The sequence below is a fragment of the Collinsella aerofaciens genome, assembly GCF_015557435.1.
Taxonomy (GTDB): Bacteria; Actinomycetota; Coriobacteriia; order Coriobacteriales; family Coriobacteriaceae; genus Collinsella; species Collinsella aerofaciens_Z.
The window spans coordinates 19,720-38,962 of record NZ_JADNOH010000003.1 but is presented as its reverse complement, the minus strand read 5'-3'; the positions used below and the strand labels follow the sequence as shown (position 1 = coordinate 38,962).

Sequence of the window (19,243 nt, the reverse complement as noted above, 5' to 3'; positions counted from 1 at the left end):
CACGAGCGGGGGCTCCTGTCGTTTCCGTGCCCTCGGATTGGGTCATAGTGTCTGTTTACCAGCAATGAGATCGCCTTCGTCTTGGTCTTCGCCTTCATCAGTTCGGCCGCGATTGGCTTCATCGGGGCGTTCTTGGGCCGCTACGCGGTCGAGCTTGGCGAGGGTCAGAACCTCGTGGGCGTCCTGAGTGCGGTCTCCGCTGCGAGCGAGATCCCCATCCTGCTCGTTTCCTCCAAGCTGGTCAGGCGCTTCGGCGAGATGAACCTCCTGATCTTTTCCTGCTTCATGGCGGCGCTCAGGCTCGTGCTCGTGGGCACCGGCATCGTCCCGGTCATGATCTGCGGCCAGCTGCTGCAGAGCGTGAGTTACATGACCGTCTACTACTCCTGCGTTACCTACATTGCCAACCACACTTACGAGGATTGTCGCGCTCGAGGTCAGAGCGCCTTCGCGATGGTTCAGAGCGGTCTGTCCGTCGTGGTTGCGAACCTGTTTGGCGGTTGGGCGTGCGACGCGCTCGGCACGCACGCGGGTTTTCTGGCCTTCGCCCTCGCTTCAACGATTGCTGCGGTCGTTGCTTTTGTGGCGTACGTACAGTGGCGTCGAAGCGCAGCGCCACAGCCTGAGGGCCAGTCGGCCGCATAGGCTCCACCGCGTTTTGCAAGCGCCTGCCTGCTTCGCGCTTCTCTTCGTGTTCAACCAGCTGACGAGCTGAGAACTGTCCAATCCAATGGTTATCCAAGTGAAAGGAAGACAAAGATGTCTCTCATCAAGGTCAACGAGCTTCTTCAACATGCGACCGAGCACCACTATGGCGTGCCCGCGATCAACGTCATCAACACGGAGACCATCCGTTATTCGATCCAGGCCGCCGAGGATGAGCACATGCCTATCATCATCCAGTACTGGCCCGGCTTCGAGGACCACTGTGCCCTCGACATCATCGCCTTCGCCGCCCGCTATTACGCCGAGCGCGCGAGCGTGCCCGTCGCCGTCCACCAGGATCACTCCGCTGGTTACGAGATCGCCGTCAAGGGCGTCAAGGCCGGTTTCCCCTCCGTCATGGTCGACGGCTCCTCGCTTCCCTATGAGGAGAACTTCCAGCTCACGAAGGACGTCGTCCAGGTCGCCAAGATCTTCGACGTTGACATCGAGGCCGAGCTCGGCCACGTCGGCAACGGCTCCGACGCCAACGACTTCGTGAACAGCGACCACTATACCGACCCGAACCTCGCCGAGGAGTTCGTCGAGGGCACCGGCTGTGGTTCGCTCGCCATCGCCGTCGGCAACGCCCACGGCCCCTACGTCAAGGTCCCGAACCTCGACATGGAGCGCATCAAGGCCTGCAGGGAGGCCGTCAGCGTCCCCCTCGTCATGCACGGATGCTCCGACATCCCCGACGAGCAGCTCCAGGAGGCCGTGAACCTCGGCATGAGCAAGTTCAACATCGCCACGGAGTACTTCCGCTCCATGTACCGCGCCTTCGAGAAGGACATCAGCTCCGGCAAGAACGACGGCAACGGCATTGGCCTCCTGATGGACGCCGCCCCCGACATGCGCGCGTTCGTCGCAAGCAAGATCCAGCTTCTGAACCCCAACCACTATTCGCTCTAGGAGAGACTCGATGAAGAAAGTTCTTGTCGCGTCGCACGGTCACCTCGCAAGCGGAATCAGGAGCTCGATCGAGATCCTGACCGGTATGGCGGACATGGTGGAAGCAGTTGACTGCTACGTGGACGACTCCGATTTCACCCCTCGCATCCAGGCGTTTATTGACTCGGTGGGCCCTGAGGACGAGGCCATCATCTTCACCGACATCTACGGTGGCTCCGTCTTCCAGAAGGTCGTCCTCATGGAGCCGGAGAAGCGCGGGATCGTCCATGTTACCGGTATGAACCTCGGCCTCGTGATCGAGGCGCTCCTCGGCGCTGAGCCGGTCACGGCAGATTCGATCAAGCAGAGCGTCGAGCTGGCGAGGGCGACGATGCAGGTCGTCGAGCCTCCGAGCAAGGCCGCGGACAACGAGGGGTCCGACGGAGACTTCTTCGATTAGAGAGCACTAATAAGTAAGGAGAGGAAACAATGATTGTTCAGGTTCGAGTCGATGACCGTCTGATTCACGGGCAGGTCGCCCTGGTGTGGACCAAGGAGCTCAACACCACCAGGATCATCGTCGCCAACAAGCACGCCGTGGAGAGCGATGCCCTTCGCATGACGCTTTCCATGGGTACGCCGGCGGGCCAGAAGCTCCTCGTCAAGGATGTTCCGGATGCTTGCCGCATCGCGAACGATCCGCGTGCGGACTCCATGCGCATCTTCGCGCTCACCAACTGCGTGCGTGACGTGCTTGAGCTCGTTAAAGGCGCACCGGGCAAGATCGAGGGCGTGAACGTTGCCAATGTCGGCCGCTTCGACAAGTCCGATCCGGATAGCAAGGTCGCCCTCAACTCCACGATCATGCTCAACCCGGATGAGCTCGAGGCCGCGAAGGAGCTTTGCGAGCAGGGTATTCCGGTTTTCCATCAGCTTATCCCGTCCAATCCCAAGACTCCTCTCAAGAGTCTGATCGAGGCGGCGGAGAAATAAGGGGATTTGGCCAGGCGGTCAAATGAAATGAGAGAAAGGAAGTCAAATGATTGGGTTAGCAGTAATGGCCTGGTTGACCGTGCTGATTTGCTACGGCGGCAACTGGGTTCTCGGTCAGTGTATGATCGAGCGTCCTCTCGTGGTCGGCCTCGTTGCGGGCCTTCTGATGGGCGACGTCAAGACCGGTGTCATCATCGGTGCCTCTCTCGAGGCAATCTTCATGGGCGCGGTTAACATCGGTGGCGCCATCTCCGCCGAGCCCGTTACCGCGACCGCCCTCGCCGTCGCCTTCACCGTTGGCGCCGGCATCGACCAAGGCGCCGCCATCACGCTGGCCGTTCCCGTTGGCGTCGTCACCGCGTTCCTCTCGATCTTCATGAACAACGTGTTCCTCGCTTTCTTCGCCGCCACCTTTGACAAGATGGCCGCCGAGGGCAACGAGAAGGGCCTCGCGCTTCAGCACTTCGTTCTCTGGTTCGTTAAGTACGCCGCCTTTGGCCTCATCGCCTTCCTCGGCGTTTACCTTGGCGCTGAGCCCGTTGCCGCCATCGTCAACCAGATTCCGGCCAATGTCATGAGCGGCCTCAACGCCGTGGGCGCCCTCCTGCCCGCCGTTGGTATGGCGCTCCTGCTCCAGATGCTGTGGAGCACCGAGCTCAGCATCTACTTCTTCCTGGGCTTCACGCTCTACCAGTACCTCGGCCTCCCGATGATCGCCATCGCGGTTCTCGGCGTCATCATCGCGGTTGCCTCCGCCCTCCGCGACAAGGAGATTTTCGATCTCACCAAGAAGGGCTTGGCCACCCAGGCCGTTTCCAACGACTCTGTAACCAGCGACGAGGAGGATTTCTTCGCATGAGCAACCTGACCAAGAATGTGAGCCCTGAAGACAAGAAGATGCTCAACAGCATTTTCCTGCGCTCTTTCTCCGTGTTCGCCTCCTGCGCCGGCGGTTCCGTCAAGGCTGGCGCCGACGGCTGGCTGTACTCCGTCCAGCCCGCGCTTAACCGCTACTACGCCGATGACCCCGAGGCCCGTGCCGAAGCCATGAAGCGTCACACGACTTGGTACAACATTACCCAGAACGTCGGCACGTTCGCCATGGGCCTCGTCGCCTCCATGGAGAGGGAGAACTCGCAGCACGAAGACTTCGACACCGAGTCCATCGACGGCATCAAGGTTTCCCTGATGGGCCCGATGTCCGGCATCGGTGACGCAATCTTCTGGGGCGTCCTGCGTGTCATCGCTGCCGGCATTGGCATCAACCTCGCCATGAGCGGCTCGCCCCTCGGCGCGATCATGTTCCTGCTGATCTACAACATCCCGTCGATCCTCTGCCGATACTTCATGACCTACCTCGGCTTCAGCATGGGCACCAACTTCATCTCCGAGATGTACGAGGGTGGTCTCATGAAGCTCATCACCAAGGCGACCTCCACGGTTGGCCTCGTGATGATCGGTGCCATGACTGCGGCGAACGTCCAATTCAACACGATCCTGTCCATTCCGGTTCAGGACTCTGACCCCGTCATGATCCAGACCTACCTCGACTCGATCTTCAAGGGCATCGTGCCCCTGGGGCTTACGCTCGTCGTCCTCTGGCTCCTGCGCAAGAAGAACGTGAACGTCAACATCATCCTGGTTGGCATCATGATTCTGGCGCTCGTCCTCGGCCTCGTGGGCATCGTGTAGGGCGGCTTCCGGATCATTCGAAGCTTGTTTAAGGCAATTCCCGGCGGCACGCGATCGAGGACATTCGACGCGTGCCGCCCCATTAGAAGGAGAGAACATGCGCTACACGCACCTCAAGAATTCCGATGTCGACGTCTCCCAGCTCGCTGTGGGCACCTGGGCGATCGGCGGCGACTCCTTTGGTGAGAACGATGACGCCGCCAGCATGTCCGCCATCCGCACCATGCTCGATCACGGCGTCAACCTCATCGACACCGCGCCGTGCTATGGCAACGGCACGTCCGAGAAGGTCGTCGGTAACGCGCTCAGGGGCGTCGACAGAGAGAGCTACCTGCTCTCGACCAAGGTTGGCCTGATCACCAGCGCCGCCGGCTATGACCGCGACTCCTCGTTCAAGAACATCATGAGGGAGGTCGAGAGCTCGCTGCGTAACCTCCGCACCGACTACATCGACTTCTACTTCGTGCACTGGCCCGACGCTAAGACCCCGTTCTCCGAGACGATGTGCGCCCTCCAGCTCCTCAAGGAGCAGGGCAAGATTCGCCACATCGGCGTCTCCAACTTCACGACCGAGATGATCGAGGAGTGCGAGAAGGTCGCTCAGATCGACGTCCAGCAGCCGCCCTATTCCATGGTCGACCGCTCCTCCGAGGACCTCATCAAGTGGGGTTACGAGCGTGGCATCGACTCCTTCACCTATGGCTCCCTTGGCGCGGGCATCCTGTCGGGCAAGTTCCGCGAGCTGACGAAGTTCGAGGAAGGCGACGTCCGCGGTGGCTTCTACGACTACTTCCGGGAGCCCAAGTTCTCGCGCGTCCAGGAGCTGCTCAAGGTCATGGACGAGATCGCCGAGGCCCACGACAAACCCGTGGCGCAGGTTGCCGTGAACTGGAGCACCCAGAAGGAGTACGTGGGCACCGCTCTCGTGGGCGTGCGCACGGACGCCCACGCGATTCAGAACTGCGAGACGTTCGAGTGGGAGCTTTCCGCCGACGAGATGGCCAAGCTCGACGCCAGGCTCGACGAGCTGAAGATCGGCTAGCCATGAGCGCCGAGGATAGGAAGTACCCCACTTCCGAGCTTGAGGTGCTTGAGAGTGGCGCGAGGGAGGTTGTCGAGCCTAACGGCCTGAGGCTGATGCTGAAGCCCGTGCCGGGTGACGACCGCGAGCACGTGCTCGATCCGCGCGTCTATGCTCGTGCGCACGCGAAGCTCGCTGCGGCTCCTGCGGCGGGGTCGGCGCCGGCCGGACCGGTGGACGTGATCGCGTGGCGCTCCGCGCCCAGCAAGGAGACCCACGTCGTGAGGGGCGCGAACGTTGCCAAGAAGACCGTCGTCATGAACTTCGGCGACAAGGGCATTCCGCTGCACATCTTCACGCCGGAGGGGCACGAGGATGGGTCTGCCGCGCTCGTGTTCATCCATGGCGGCGGGTTCATGGTGGGCAACATCGGTCAGTACGAGAACTGCCTGCGCGACATCGTGGAGCGCACGGGTTGCGTCGCGATCTATCCGGAGTACCGCCTGTCTCCCGAGACGATGTTCCCGGGTGGCGTCGAGGACTGCGTGAAGACGCTCGACTGGCTTGTCGATCACGCTGACGAGCTGGGCGTTGATGCGACTCGCATTGCCGTGGCTGGTGACTCTGCGGGTGGCAGCCTGTCGAATGCCGTCGTGCTCGAGGGCTCTCACGCGGATAGAATCAAGGCGGTTGTCGAGCTTTATCCGCTCGTTGATGGCGGTCCCGTTCCGGATGAGTGGTCCTATGACCTGTACGAGGTCGTGGATGAGCAGAGGCCCGAGGCGCTGAGCAGGGTTGATCGCATTCGCCTCGCCAACAACGACCTTCCGCCCATGTACGTCAACGGCGATGCGGACAAGATGCTCGACCCGCTGATTTCCGCGCTGTTCGCGGAGGACGTGAGCGCGTTCCCCCGCACGGTCATCATCTCTTCCGAGTATGACTATCTGCGCTATCAGGACGAGCTGTTCGCGAAGAGGCTGCAGGATGCGGGCGTTGACGTCACTGCGATTCGTTATCGCGGCTGCGACCACGGCTTCTTCGAGATGTACGGCGTGATGCCTCAGGCTGAGGATGTCTGTCGCGTCATCTCCGAGGAGCTTGCGAAGATCTAGGGGCTCGTCGCGGCGACCTCCTGGACGAGTGACGGTCCGGCGGGATGCTAGGTGCGTCCCGCCGGACCTTTGCGTTGGCGGGCGCGTGCCGCTTGCCGGCGGGCGCGTGTGGGGTTTGCCTCGGCGGTGCCGGATTGACTGGGGGACGCGTTTACCGCCGATCTTCCAAGCGAGCCCAGCAAGCAAACCGCGAGCTGAGCCCCAAGGGCATTGACAAGGGCGTGGGCGTGGCGCGAGCACTGGAGTATCTGGGATGCAGCCGTAACGCGCGCACCTTTGGCTTTGGCGACTCGGGCAACGACCTGGGCATGCTCGTCGCCGTCGAGACGGCTGTTGCCATGGGTAACGCCATGCCCGAGGTCAAGGCAGTCGCCGACTACGTGACCGACGACGTCGCACACGACGGCACCGTCACAGCGATGCAGCATTTCGGCCTCATCTAATGAATCCCGCGTTCTGACGTTTGCCCAAACTGCGACTCTTTGCTTTTGCATGCTCAATCGATTTATCAATCCAAACACTGAGGTGTTTATACCGTTCGCCGAGAAGATAAAAAACCGCAGTTCACGCCTTGATAAACGTAGGTAAAGTGTTTAGCAGTTTATCGGCCGTATGCTAACGAAAGGAATCAGGCAGATGGCAATCAAGGTGTTCGCTGACGGTGCAAACCTCGAGGGCATGCTCGACATGTACGAGAACGGCAACGTTCAGGGTTTCACGACCAACCCGTCCCTTATGAAGAAGGGCGGCGTGACGGATTACCGCGCGTTTGCCAAGGAGGTCCTAGCCCACATCACCGATGTGTCCGTGTCGTTTGAGGTCTTTGCCGACGACGTCGAGACCATGGAGGTCGAGGCACGCGAGATCGCTACCTGGGCCGAGAACGTCTACGTCAAGATTCCGTGCGTGACCGCTAAGGGTGAGTCCACCGCCGAGCTGGTGCGCAAACTTTCGGCCGACGGCATCAAGGTCAACGTCACCACCATCTTTACGCCTACGCAGGTTGACGAGATGGTCGAGGCCGTTGACGCCGAGACGCCGTCCATCATCTCGCTCTTTGCCGGCCGTATCGCCGATACCGGCGTCGACCCCATTCCGTTTATGACGGAGTCGGTCAAGAAGGCCGCCGCCAAGCCCAACTGCGAGGTCCTGTGGGCGTCCACGCGCGAGCTCATCAACATTTACCAGGCCGAGGCCTGCGGTTGCCAGATCATCACGGTGCCCAACAGCATCCTGGCCAAGCGCAAGAACATCGGCCGCGACCCGTACGAGGTTTCGCTCGACACCGTGCGCGGCTTTGCCAAGGACATCGCCTCGCTCGGCTTCCATATCCTGCCGTAACGCGAACACTGACTGTGCCGTGGGCTGTCCGCCCCGGCCTTTCCTTTCCCTATCGCTCACGCGCTTCGCGAGGGTCGCGCTAGGCAAAGGAAAGGCCGGGGCTGCCGACACGAACTGAATATCGCCCTGGCTCTCAATCGTGAGGGTCGGGGCGTTTTGCTATAGCGGGACTGTCAGACTTGCAAGTTTTTGTCATCGCGTGAGAAGAACTTGCAAAGTTTGCAAGTTTTTCCCATCAGGTGAGAAAAACTTGCAAGTTCGGCGATGGATGGCGGCGGCTCGCCCTTCTGTTACTTCCCCTGCACCATGGTGAGGGAGATCTTTTTGCGGTCGCGGTCGACCTTTTCGACCCATACCTTCACCGTGTCGCCGACGCGCACCACGTCGCTCGGGTGCTTGACGAAGCGGTTGGCCAGCTTGGAGATGTGCACGAGGCCGTCCTGGTGCACGCCCACGTCGACGAAGGCGCCAAAGTCGACGACGTTGCGCACGGTGCCCTTGAGTTCCATGCCGGGCTCCAGGTCGTCGATGGAAAGCGCCGAGCGGCTAAAGACCACCTCGGGCGCGTCGTCGCGTGGGTCGCGGCCGGGCTTCTTGAGCTCGTTGACGATGTCGATGAGCGTCAGGGTGCCACAGTCCAGGTCGCTTGCCAGCGCCGAGATGCTGCCCAGGCGGCGCTCGATATCGGGCACGCCGCCGCGGCTGAGCTCGCTGGCCGCCACGCCGGCGCGCTCCAGGACCGACGTCGCCACCTCGTAGCTTTCGGGGTGGACGCTTGTGGCGTCGAGTGGATTCTTGCCGCCGCTGATGCGAAGAAAGCCCGCGGCGTTGAGGTATGCCTTGGGGCCCAGCTTGGGGACCTTCTTAAGCTGGCGGCGATCGGTAAAGGCGCCGTTTTCCTCGCGGTAAGCCACGATGTTCTTGGCCACGCTCGGCGTGATGCCCGACACGTATCCCAGCAGGCTCGCGCTTGCGGTGTTCACGTCGACGCCAACGCGGTTGACGACGTCCTCCACCACGTGGCCCAGCGTGCGCGAAAGCTCGGCCTGGTCAAGATCGTGCTGGTACTGGCCCACGCCGATGGACTGGGGCGGAATCTTGACGAGCTCGGCCAGCGGGTCTTGCAGGCGGCGGCCCAGGCTCATGGCGCCGCGCACGGTGACGTCCAGGTCGGGATACTCCTGGCTTGCGAGCTCGGAGGCGGAGTACACCGACGCGCCGGCCTCGTTCACGATCGTATAGCGCAAGCCGGGCGCCTGCTCGGCAATGAACTCCGAGACGACTTCCTCGGTCTCACGGCTGGCGGTGCCGTTGCCGATGACGATGGTGTTGACGCCATCCTTTTTGACGAGGCGGGCGAGCTCGCGCTTGGTGCCGGCGACGTCGTGGCGCGGCTTGGTAGGGTAGACCACGCCGTGGTCGAGCAGCTTGCCGGTCTCGTCCATGACGGCGACCTTGCAGCCGGTGCGGTAGCCCGGGTCAAGCGCGAGCACGCGGGCGCCGCGGACGGGGCGGGCCGAGAGCAGACCCTCGAGATTCTTGGCAAAGACGTTGATGGCTTCGGTCTGGGCGCGGACGGTGAGCTTGGCGCGGGCCTCGCGCTCCAGCGAGGGAGCCATCAGGCGTTTGTAGCCGTCGGCGATGGCAGCGTCGAAGACGGGCGCGAAGACGCCCTGACGGCGGGGCCAGCGGCTGCCGAGGCGCGCCGTGGCGGCAGCGCCGTCAACGTTCACGCGCACGCGGAGCTTGCCCTCGCGCTCGCCGCGGTCGATGGCCAGCACGCGGTGGTTGGGGATGCGGCGCAGCGGCTCGTCAAAGTTGTAGTAGGGCTCGTAGGGGGTCTTCTCGGCGGGGTCGGTGGCCTCGACGACGATGTCGGCGGTGTTTTGCGTAAAGGCGCGCAGGTCGGCGACGTTCTCGGGATCTTCGGCCACCGTCTCGGCCACGATGTCGGCGGCGCCGGCGAGTGCCTTCTCGGGCGTGTCGAAGCCGGCGTCCTCGTTGACGTAGGCCGCGGCGGCGTCGAGCGCGCTGTCCTTGGCGGATGCCTGCATGATGATCATATTGGCGAGCGGCTCCAGGCCGGCCTCGCGGGCCTTCTGGGCGCGGGTCATGCGCTTTTTGCGGTAGGGCTTGTAGAGGTCCTCGACACGCTGGAGCTGCGTGGCCTCGCGAATTTGCTGTTCGAGCTCGGGCGTAAGTTTGCCCTGGGCGTCGATGAGCAGAATGACGTCCTCTTTGCGCTGTTCAAGATTGCGCAGGTAGGACAGGCGCTCGTCGAGTGCGCGCAGGGCGACGTCGTCCATTCCGCCTGTGGCTTCCTTGCGGTAGCGCGAGATAAAGGGGATGGTGTTGCCCTCGTCGATGAGCTTGACGGCTGCCTCGATGTTGGCGGCCTTAAGGTTGAGCTCGTGGGCGAGCTGGGCGATAAGATCCATGGGACTCCTTGCGTTTAAGGTGCGTTTGCAGCACAGGGCTACCAAGGATACCACCCGTTTCAAAAGACTGTTTTGGGCCCGCGCCACGAAAACGACCTATCTACTACGTTTGAACCGTATGGGTCGACCATCCCCCGGTTTTCCGAGAATGCGCAAGCCGTCTACCTGCGCTTTTGATTTTAGGAAATTCGGCATGGTTGAGGGCGGTCGGTTAAACGTAGTAGATAGGCCCATTTCGTGGCGAACGAATCAAGCCGAGGTGCAAAATAGCCCCCGCCCCAGAAAAATCGTCAGCGAAGTAGCAAAATGCCCCGCGGGCAGGAGGCTGCTCGCGGGGCAAAGAAGAGGGGCTTATTTGTGGCGGACCGAGGGACTCGGCATGGGGTTTCTGCCGCGGCCGCTCTCAAGGCATTACAGCTCGACGAGCTGGCCGGTCTCGGCGGCCTCCTTGATGGCGTTGAGAAGCGTGAGCGTCTTGACGTTATCGGCGGGGGTTACGACGGGCTCAACTTCGCGGCGGACGACCTTCACAAAGTGCTTGAGCTGCATCTTGTGCGGCAGCGCCGGGTCGACGGCCGGAATCTCCATCTGCAGCGGCTTGTGCCAGTTGGAGGCGCCGTCGTAGGAGAACTGATGCAGGCGGGGCAGCGAAAGGGCACCCAAGGTTCCGCCGATAAAGTAGGCGTCGGCGTCGAAGGGGCGGTACTGCGGATCCTCGCGAGCGGTGGCCTCCCAGTTCCAGGGGCTGGCGGTGGCGTCGGAGATGGTCATGCTCGCAAGCGCGCCATCGGCAAAACGGACGTTGACCACGGCGGAGTCCTCGGTCTCAAAACCGCGGGCGGCGCTGGACTGCATGCCCTGGACGGCGACGGGCTCGCCCAGCAGGTAGCGGAGCAGGTCCACGTCGTGAACCAGGTTGACCAAGATCGGTCCGGCACCCTTCTTGCGGCGCCACTCGACATCGAAGTACTCGTCATTCTTATAGATCATGTAGTGGAAGCTCGACACGGTGAGCTTGCCCAGCTCGCCGGACTCGATGATCTCCTTGGCCTTGTTGACGAAGGGGTTGTGGCGACGGTGCTGACCCACGAGCACGGGCACGCCGGCGGTCTCGGCCTCGGCGGCGAAGGCCTGGGCATCCTCGAGGTCGTTGGAGATCGGCTTTTCGACCAGCGGCACGATGTTGCGCTTGATGGCCTCGCGGGCAACGCCCAAGTGCAGGTCGTTGGGGGTGGCGATGATGACGGCCTCGGGCTTGACCTCGTCCATCATCTGGGCGGGATCGGTAAAGAACGGCACGCCGGCAGCCTCGGCCGTGGCGCGGGCGCCCTCAAAGGCGTCGGCGATGGCGACGAGCTCGGCCTCGGGCTCCTCGGTGACAAAGCGGATGTGGTTGCGGCCCATGGCGCCGGCGCCGATGACGGCAATGCGGACGGGGTTGAGCTCAGACATTTCGACTCCTTAATGCTGGTGGCTGGTGGAATGCGGCAAGAGGACGGCCCTTGCCGCGTCAAGCAAAACTAAGCGGACTTCTTCTTGCTGTCGGAGACCATCATGTAGACGGTGAGCACGACGGCGATGGCGGCGATCACGATGGCGCCGTAGAAGGACTGCTGGTAGGCGGCGCTGCCGGCCTCGGCGTGATACAGCACGGCGGTGATGGGCTGGCTGATCCAGGTGGAAGCGGCGTAGCCCAGGAACATGATGCCGTAGTTGACGCCGATGTTGCTGGTGCCGAAGGCGCCACCGGTGAGCGGCGGGTAGATGACGAGCAGGGCGCCAAAGCTAAAGCCGAGCAGGGCGAGCGCCACGAAGAACATGCTCTGCGTAAAGCTCATCGACATGATGACGAGCGCGACGATGGTGACGACAAGGCTGATGAGCAGCGACTTGTAGGCACCGAGCTTGTCGATGATCTGACCAAAGGACAGGCGGCCGACCAGGTTGGCGCAGGTGTTGACGGAGACGACCACGCCGCCGAGAGCGACGGCAGCGGCGCTCGTGGGGTCGGCGAAGAGCTGGACGGCGGCGATGGAGGCAACCTTGCCGACGAGCAGGGTGCCGGCGGTGGCGGCAAAGGCGAAGGTGATGATGAGGACCCAGAAGCGCGGGGTCTTGACCATCTCGCCCGGGGTGAGGTCGCCGAAGGTACCGGCGTGCGCGCCGCCCTTGGGGGCCTCGAAGCCCTCGGGCAGCCAACCGGCCTCGGGGGCCTTCAGGAACAGGGCGGAGGCGGCGATCATCACAAAGAAGATGACGCCGAGCGCCTTAAGGGCGCCAAAGATGCCAAGGCTCGGGATGAGCAGCGAGGCGAGCACCGGGGACAGCACGGCGGGGCCGGCGGTCGAAGCAGCGAGGGTGATGCCGGAGGCGAGACCCTTCTTGTCGATGAACCACTTCTGACCCGTGGTGAGCGCCGGGTTGTAGCCCAGGCCGTTGCCGACGGCGGCGACGAGCGAGAACCACAGGTAGAACTGCCACGGCTCGGTGACGGTGCCGGACATGAACCAGCCCACGCCGTAGCACACGGCGGCGGCGATCACGACGTTGCGGGGGCCGATCTTATCGGAGATGCGGCCGGCGAAGATGCCCGTCACGGCCATGATGGTCTGGAAGACGGGGAAGGCCCAGGTAAGGGCGCTGGACCACTCGGGGTAAACGGCGAGCAGGTTTTTGCTCACGACGGAATACAGCGCGATGGAGCTGATGAAGAACATGGTGACGCACGCGGCGGAAAGCACGACGGCGCGACCCTTGTTGGAGTTGGTGGAAGCCATTGGACTCTTTCTAATCGATACGGGGAGGGGAGGGGTTTGCCCGCGTCCCTCTCTACCGGGCAGGTTTACTGGTCGGTCGGCTTGGCGACGCCGGACTCATCGGACCAGAGCTCGACACCCTTGTTCTTAAGGTAGTTGTCGGCGTATGCGCGACGGCCGCCGGGCTTGGCGGTGAGGTCGCCCATCATGTTGGAGAAGCCGCCGTCGACCTTGATGGCGTCGCCGGTGGTAAAGTCCGAGCGCTTGGACGCCAGGAACATGACGGCGTTGGCGATATCGCTGACCTCGCCGATGCGGCGCGTGGCGATCAGGCGGCTGCGGCTCTTCTCGACCTCGGGGTCGGCATAGAAGTTGGCCGACATGGGGGTCTTGACGAAGCAGGGCTCGACGCAGTTGGAGCGCACGCCGTACGGGCCCCACTCGGCGGCGAGCATCTTGGACATCATGTTGACGCCGGCCTTGGTGGAGCTGTACACGCCCGAGAACGTCTCGGGGGAGTGGCTGGCGACGGTGGAGATGTGCACCAGGCGACCCTGGCCGGCCTTGATCATCTCGCGACCAAAGCGCTGCGAGGTGATGAAGCAGCCGGTGAGGTTGACGCTGAGCACCTGCTCCCAGTCGCTCAGCGGCAGGTCCTCCATGGCGGCGAAGCGCAGGATGCCGGCGGTGTTGACGAGGACGTCGACGCGGCCGAAGTTGGCGATGGTGGCATCGACGGCGGCCTGAACCTCGGCCTCGTCGGTGGCGTTCATCTTGTAACCCTCGGCGTGGATGCCAAACTCGGCAGCGAGATCGGCGGCAGCGGCCTTGACCTTCTCCTCGTCCAGGTCGAGCATGACGACGTTGGCGCCATTGCGGGCGAACTCGCGGCAGATCTCGGCGCCCATACCGCCGAGTGCGCCAGTCACGGCGCAGACATCGCCCTCGAGCTTAAGCCAATTGCTCATAGGAACTTCCCTTCTTGTGCCTCCCAGTGGGTCGCTCCCATTAACCGACCCACGTGGTTTTCGCTGGTTATCGTATGCTTTGCGTTTGCGCAGGTGAATTGCATATTTGTTAGAATGGCGTTAACTGTAGGTTTACACCGCATGATGCGATTTGTACCTGATTGAGCATGTGACCTGCGAAAACGACCCCCTGCGGCACCGTGTGGCCGTACGTGCGAAAACGGAGAGAAGACGTGTACGATCGACGACTTGAGGCTATTTCGGCCGCCGCGGAGCTGGGAAGCTTCTCGCGCGCCGCGGCAAAATTGCGCGTGTCGACCCCGGCACTCGTCAAGCAGGTATCGGGATTCGAGGCCGAGTTTGGCATTACGCTGTTCGAGCGCTCGCATTCGGGCGTCAAGGTGACGCCGGCGGGCGCGCTGTTGGTGGACGATGCGCGCTCGATCATGCGCCAGTCCGAGGATGCCCTGCGCCGTGCCCGACGCGCGCCGGGCGATGGCGGTGCGGTGCGCCTGGGCGTGTCGATGATGTGCCCGGGGCGCCAAACGCTCGCGCTGTGGCCGCAGGTGCACGACATGGAGCCGCGCTTGCGTTTTGAGATTGTGCCGGTGGGGGACCTTTACGATGAGCGCGAGACCGTCATGCGCAGTCTGGGGCGCGAGGTGGATGTGGTGCAGTCGAGTTTTTCGACCCCGCGCTGGGGCGACGCCTGCCAAAAGCTCCGCATCGTTACCGTGCCGTTTTATATCGACGTGCCGCGCACGAGCCCGCTTGCGCGCAAGACGCGCATCACAGTTGCCGACCTGGAGGGCATGCGCCTGCGCGTGCTCCGTCACGGCAACGACGCCATGGACAGCCTGCGCATCGACCTTTTGGCCGACGGCGGCGTGGACGTGATCGACGTGGATAGCTTTGACTTTGCGCTTTTTAACGAGGCGGAGGAAAAGGGCGACGCGGTGCTCACCTGCGGAGCTTGGTCAGGCGTACACCCGGCCTTTGTAGGCGTGCCGTTCCTGTGCGGCCGCGAGGTGCCAGTCTATTTGCACTACCCGCTCGAGCCTACCCTCCAAGTCCAAAAATTCGTCAACGCCATGGCCCAACTCCTCAAGTAGCTCATTTGGCGCGGGGCTTTTTTGGCTACTTTTGCCGTCCTACCTGCGCAATGCGAAAAATGAGGTGCGAAAAATGACTCCAAATCGGTCACGTATGATTTTGCTTTTGCCATGAGCTGGTTGTAGAATGACAAGGCCTAAACGAACTACTTGTGCAGCTTGCTCGAATGCTCGGGCTGCGGCTGGGGGGGGATGCGCCCGTGCAGGGTCCTTTCGGTCATATTGCGTCGATGCGCCGCACCTTTGTGATGTTGGCAGCGGTCTTATGCGCGTTCGTTATGGTCGGGGGGGGGGTTGCCCTCGCGTGCGTACGGTGACGATGGCAACCTTATAGCGAACCCAACCTTTACCAACCAAGCTTCTGGTTGGTCGACGACCTCTCCGAGAAAGAGAATCGGCGAGGCGTCGTACCTCGACCTCCCCACGAAGCTCCTCAACGGTCAAAGAAACCTCAAACAAGCTAACGGTAATCACTTTGCGCTTGCGTGGAATCTTAAGCCACAGGATACCAATGCTTATTTTGAACCCGGATCAACCTACACCACCTTTTCCACCCAGAGCGGCTCCACGTACGAGTGGGGCCTCAACCATCGCGCCGCAACCGAACACGACGTGCTGATGCTCACGATGGGTCCTCAACAGGAGAATCTGTCGGTTAACAGCGCAGGCCAAGACCAGCTCATGCAGCTGCGGACTTGGCTTAAGGCGCAGGGCAAGATGCCCCAGGGAAATACCGTTGAGCAGTACACCGTTTACAGCGATCCCTTTGCTGCAAATGGCGGCTTTGCTGGTAGCAGCGCCGACGGATCTCACTTCTCGTTTGAGCAGAGCGACGGTCGCATTGCGCTTTCTGTGTGGCTCGTAAGCTCTAACGGACAGGGTTGGTTCTCCTTTGGCACCAACAGTACACACTATTATCGAGCGCTTCCCGAGCAAGACGATGAGTTTGCCTATCAGGCAGTCTATGCCGCAGCGTCCGAAAACACGATGCTTGCACTAACTTGCTACGATTCAAATCTTACGGGGGCAAACGAACAATACCGGGAGTGGTTTGGCAATCTGGTCAACGACGTTCACGTGGAAAAGCAGGGCACGCGCAACATCTATAGCGACTTTGCCAAGGTGTATCAGGAAAACTCGTCCGAGACCATGACAACGCTCACGCGCTATGCGTTCTCGACCTCGAATCTTAAGAACGAGAATACGAACATTGCTAACGGCGGCTTTGAAGAGGATATACATCTAGGGAACCAGAGGCCCAGCAAGTTTACGTTGTGCTCGCCCCATTGGCGTACGACCGAGACAGACCATCGTATCGAGATCGTTGCCCAGAACGACTACTATATCGACCCAGCTGGGCATTCTGTTACGTTTACGCCCTCCGATGGTGACTATGCAGCCGAGCTCAACGCACACGAGGCGAGTTCGCTCTACCAATATGTGACGACCGAGCCGGGAAAACAGTACGAGTGGGGGCTCGACCACCGCGGCCGCTCGGGTCGAGACGCCATGGCCCTTATCATCGGTCCGCGACAAGAAAACGAGCCGTACAAGGACAATCAAAAGGCACTCGATCAGTACCAGCAAATTGTTCAATGGATTCAAATGAGCGTCGATAACTATGTCGGCTTGGATGTGGCCAATTTTTCCCAATCGGGCTGCAGCAAAAAGATCATCCTGTATTCGACTAAGTTTGACAAAGTGGGCGGATTTGCCAATGCGTCCAGCGGAAGCGCGTTCTCGTGGACGGCCGATGCGGAACATACCGAAAAATGGTGCGTGTGGATCATGGCGTCCGAAAACGACGCTTGGGCTTCCTACGGTTCCAACGCGCTCGAGCAGAACAAAAAGGTTGACTACGACTATACCTACACCATTCCGGATGGCCAAAACCAGAGCGTCTTTGCTTTTGTGGCCTACAACACGGCCAACGGGAGCAATTCGATCGGCAACTTCCTCGACAATATCTCGTTTAGGGAGTTCTATCGCATCGAGACGTACACGACGCCCAACGGAAGCGGAACGTATTTTTATAATTCCGATACCAAGACCGCCGACTTTACCTATGCCAAAAACTACGTAGGTAAACAGGAAAAGAACTCCTACTTTATGGTCGATGCCAAGCGCGATGACGGGGCAGTCTTTATCGGTGCTTTTGTCAACGGCGAGTTCTATTCCGCGGACGATGCTGAGCATTGGACCATATTGGACGATTGCACCTATCACTTTAAGGTCGACAAGGTCACAAAGCACTACAAAGTGCACCTTGTGTTTTCTAAGGCGGGCGTTCAATACGATGTGAACGGCGGCAAAGCGTATCACTATAATCCGTCCGATGATTCCACGGGCGATTTCGTGCAGCTTTCTGGTGCTGGAGCGAGCTATACCTCCCATGCTGCCGAAGGACAAAACGACGGCTGGATGTTTATGGGCTGGGAGTATGCGGGCTCGGGAAAAGCTATTCGTTTTGGTGCCGAGCACACAGTGACCCATGCGGCTCCCGAGGGAACTACAGATACCGGCACTCTTACCATTAATGGCAATAAGGTCAATCCGGATACCGGCGCTGCGGGCGATACGGTAACGGTCGAAAACATTCCTGAGAGCCAGGGCGCGACATTTGTGGCGCAATGGAAGTATCGTCAGGCCTTTGTTGCTCAGCTTAAAAATGCCGATGGCACGTGGAGCAACGTAACGACGGGCGGCACAGTCAGCTCCAAGCTTAAGGGGGCAAAGGGCTCCATCGATGCCGGGGATCGCTCGGGCAAGGACGCCGACGCGTACAAAACTTCGGGTATCGCCTACTTTGTGGATGACGGCACGTTTGTGGAGGCGGTGGCCACTCCCAAGGAGGGCTATCACTTTGAGGGCTGGTACGACCTGTCAAATCCGGACGCCCCGGAGCTGCTGTCGTCTTCACCCACCTATACGTACAACGTAAAAGAGCGCCATACGGGATGCGTATACGCACGGTTCACCCCACGCACCTACACGCTCAAGGTTTCCAAGAGCGTTACGGGCAATATGGGCGACAAGCGTGCCTACTTTAAGATGACGGCGACCTTTACGGGCCTCAAGGCTGGTCAGACCTACGCCATCGAGTATTCGGATGCGTCTGCCCAAGGCAGCCATGCGCTCGTGGCGCGACCGAATGATCGGGCCGAGACCGTGGAAAACAAGACGGCCTTTACGGCCGATGGCCAGGGCAAGGCGACCGTGCCGTTTGCCGTTAAGGACGGCCTGACCGTTTCGATTAAGGCGCTGGATTACAACGCGGTCTATACCGTGAGCGAAGACGATTATTCTTCGTTGGGGTATCAGGCTAGGCTTACGGGTGCGAGCGGCACGCTCAACGGTCCGCGTGTGACCGTTGCCGTTGAAGCTAAGGCCACCAATTCCCGACAGGTCGCGGTGCCTACGGGTATTACGCGCAACCCCATCTATGCCCTGGCGATTTTGGCCGCCGGCGTGCTGTTGGCTACGGTCATGGTTGCGCTGCGTTTACACCGCGGCTCCAAGAGGGGTGGGCGCCTATGAGAAGACATGGCGCCAGCAATGCTGGTGATGGGCCAGCCGCACGAGCGGCCCCGCAGGGAAGACCCCGGGGCTCGCGGTATTCGGCCGCGTCGAACGTGAGGTTGGGCGCCCATGCGGCACCAGATCTGGGAGAAGCGGACGACCGGCGCGATATCGTGGGCTTTCTGGCGCGCCTGGCATTTTTTGTCGTGACGCTCTGGCTGCTCTTTGGCGTGGTCCTGGGCGTGGGTCCGGTCACGACTGGCGAGATGGCCCCCCGCATCTGTTCGGGTGACGTCATGCTCTACTGGAGGCTCAGCCAGAGCTTTAACGAGGGTGACGTGGTGGTATACACCGCGGATGGCGAAGAGCGCCTGGGTCGCGTGGTTGCCCGCCCCGGTGATGAGGTCACGATTACCGAGTCGGGCGAGCTCATGGTTAACGGGGCTGTTGTGGTGGAAAGCGATATCACCACGCCGACGCCGCGCTATGAGTCTGCTGTGGACTATCCCGTGCATCTGGGAACGGATGAGCTCTTTGTGCTGGCAGATTTGCGCGAGGGCGGGCATGACAGTCGCCTGTATGGACCGATTGCCCGTTCGCAGATCAAGGGCAACGTGATCAGCGTGCTGCGCAGGTCGAACTTGTAGGCACGGAGCTTGGTTTTATTAAGGGCATATGCCCGAGAGGAAGGATAC

General features: G+C 61.2%; 17 protein-coding genes. 13 read left to right on the top strand and 4 right to left on the bottom strand.

All coding sequences use genetic code 11. From position 1 onward, the window contains the following. The first annotated feature begins 51 nt into the window (after positions 1-51). The 10 genes from I2G43_RS00400 to I2G43_RS00355 all read left to right on the top strand — a co-directional run bounded on the left by I2G43_RS00400 (position 52) and on the right by I2G43_RS00355 (position 7,755). Positions 52-645, top strand: coding sequence for an MFS transporter (locus tag I2G43_RS00400; RefSeq protein WP_267473436.1), 594 nt, complete (start codon positions 52-54; stop codon positions 643-645). A 114-nt stretch (positions 646-759) separates the two neighbouring features. After that, positions 760-1,614, top strand: coding sequence for a class II fructose-bisphosphate aldolase (locus tag I2G43_RS00395; protein ID WP_195534657.1), 855 nt, complete (start codon positions 760-762; stop codon positions 1,612-1,614). Between the two features lie 10 nt (positions 1,615-1,624). Next, positions 1,625-2,053, top strand: a complete 429-nt coding sequence (locus tag I2G43_RS00390; RefSeq protein ID WP_055251942.1) for a PTS sugar transporter subunit IIA — start codon at positions 1,625-1,627, stop codon at positions 2,051-2,053. A gap of 29 nt (positions 2,054-2,082) precedes the next feature. After that, positions 2,083-2,586, top strand: coding sequence for a PTS system mannose/fructose/N-acetylgalactosamine-transporter subunit IIB (locus tag I2G43_RS00385; protein WP_055251944.1), 504 nt, complete (start codon positions 2,083-2,085; stop codon positions 2,584-2,586). Positions 2,587-2,632: 46 nt separating this feature from the next. Beyond that, entirely contained in the window at positions 2,633-3,445 is an 813-nt protein-coding gene (locus I2G43_RS00380; RefSeq protein ID WP_089573151.1) for a PTS mannose/fructose/sorbose/N-acetylgalactosamine transporter subunit IIC, read from the top strand. Further along, positions 3,442-4,278 (top strand): PTS system mannose/fructose/sorbose family transporter subunit IID, encoded by an 837-nt coding sequence (locus I2G43_RS00375; protein WP_055251948.1) that lies wholly within the window; start codon positions 3,442-3,444, stop codon positions 4,276-4,278. Before I2G43_RS00380 ends, I2G43_RS00375 begins: the two co-directional genes overlap by 4 nt. 97 nt (positions 4,279-4,375) lie before the next feature. After that, entirely contained in the window at positions 4,376-5,320 is a 945-nt protein-coding gene (locus I2G43_RS00370) for an aldo/keto reductase (RefSeq protein ID WP_055251950.1), read from the top strand. Positions 5,321-5,322: 2 nt separating this feature from the next. Beyond that, positions 5,323-6,414 (top strand): alpha/beta hydrolase, encoded by a 1,092-nt coding sequence (locus I2G43_RS00365; protein ID WP_195534656.1) that lies wholly within the window; start codon positions 5,323-5,325, stop codon positions 6,412-6,414. 134 nt (positions 6,415-6,548) lie between these two features. Then, entirely contained in the window at positions 6,549-6,857 is a 309-nt protein-coding gene (locus I2G43_RS00360; protein WP_229071393.1) for an HAD family hydrolase, read from the top strand. Positions 6,858-7,050: 193 nt separating this feature from the next. Then, positions 7,051-7,755, top strand: coding sequence for a transaldolase (locus tag I2G43_RS00355; protein ID WP_229071391.1), 705 nt, complete (start codon positions 7,051-7,053; stop codon positions 7,753-7,755). A 290-nt stretch (positions 7,756-8,045) separates the two neighbouring features. Here the strand turns inward: I2G43_RS00355 and I2G43_RS00350 are convergent, their stop codons facing one another. The 4 genes from I2G43_RS00350 to I2G43_RS00335 form a co-directional block, all read right to left on the bottom strand. Further along, positions 8,046-10,193 (bottom strand): Tex family protein, encoded by a 2,148-nt coding sequence (locus I2G43_RS00350; RefSeq protein ID WP_195534653.1) that lies wholly within the window; start codon positions 10,191-10,193, stop codon positions 8,046-8,048. A 411-nt stretch (positions 10,194-10,604) separates the two neighbouring features. Continuing rightward, positions 10,605-11,645, bottom strand: a complete 1,041-nt coding sequence (locus I2G43_RS00345; RefSeq protein ID WP_118094311.1) for a Gfo/Idh/MocA family oxidoreductase — start codon at positions 11,643-11,645, stop codon at positions 10,605-10,607. Between the two features lie 68 nt (positions 11,646-11,713). Next, complete coding sequence (locus tag I2G43_RS00340; protein ID WP_195534652.1) at positions 11,714-12,970, bottom strand: MFS transporter; 1,257 nt, start codon at positions 12,968-12,970, stop codon at positions 11,714-11,716. 65 nt (positions 12,971-13,035) lie between these two features. Then, entirely contained in the window at positions 13,036-13,917 is an 882-nt protein-coding gene (locus I2G43_RS00335) for an SDR family NAD(P)-dependent oxidoreductase (RefSeq protein ID WP_195534651.1), read from the bottom strand. Positions 13,918-14,150: 233 nt separating this feature from the next. Here I2G43_RS00335 and I2G43_RS00330 point away from each other — a divergent pair, with 233 nt between their 5' ends. The 3 genes from I2G43_RS00330 to lepB all read left to right on the top strand — a co-directional run bounded on the left by I2G43_RS00330 (position 14,151) and on the right by lepB (position 19,195). Continuing rightward, a complete protein-coding gene (locus I2G43_RS00330) occupies positions 14,151-15,029 on the top strand; it encodes a LysR family transcriptional regulator (RefSeq protein ID WP_195534650.1) in 879 nt (292 codons plus the stop codon). Positions 15,030-15,323: 294 nt separating this feature from the next. Continuing rightward, positions 15,324-18,566 (top strand): DUF7601 domain-containing protein, encoded by a 3,243-nt coding sequence (locus I2G43_RS00325; RefSeq protein WP_195534649.1) that lies wholly within the window; start codon positions 15,324-15,326, stop codon positions 18,564-18,566. A gap of 95 nt (positions 18,567-18,661) precedes the next feature. Further along, positions 18,662-19,195: a signal peptidase I gene (gene lepB / locus I2G43_RS00320; RefSeq protein WP_195534648.1), complete on the top strand. Its 534-nt coding sequence runs from the start codon at positions 18,662-18,664 to the stop codon at positions 19,193-19,195. The last annotated feature ends 48 nt before the right edge of the window (positions 19,196-19,243 follow it).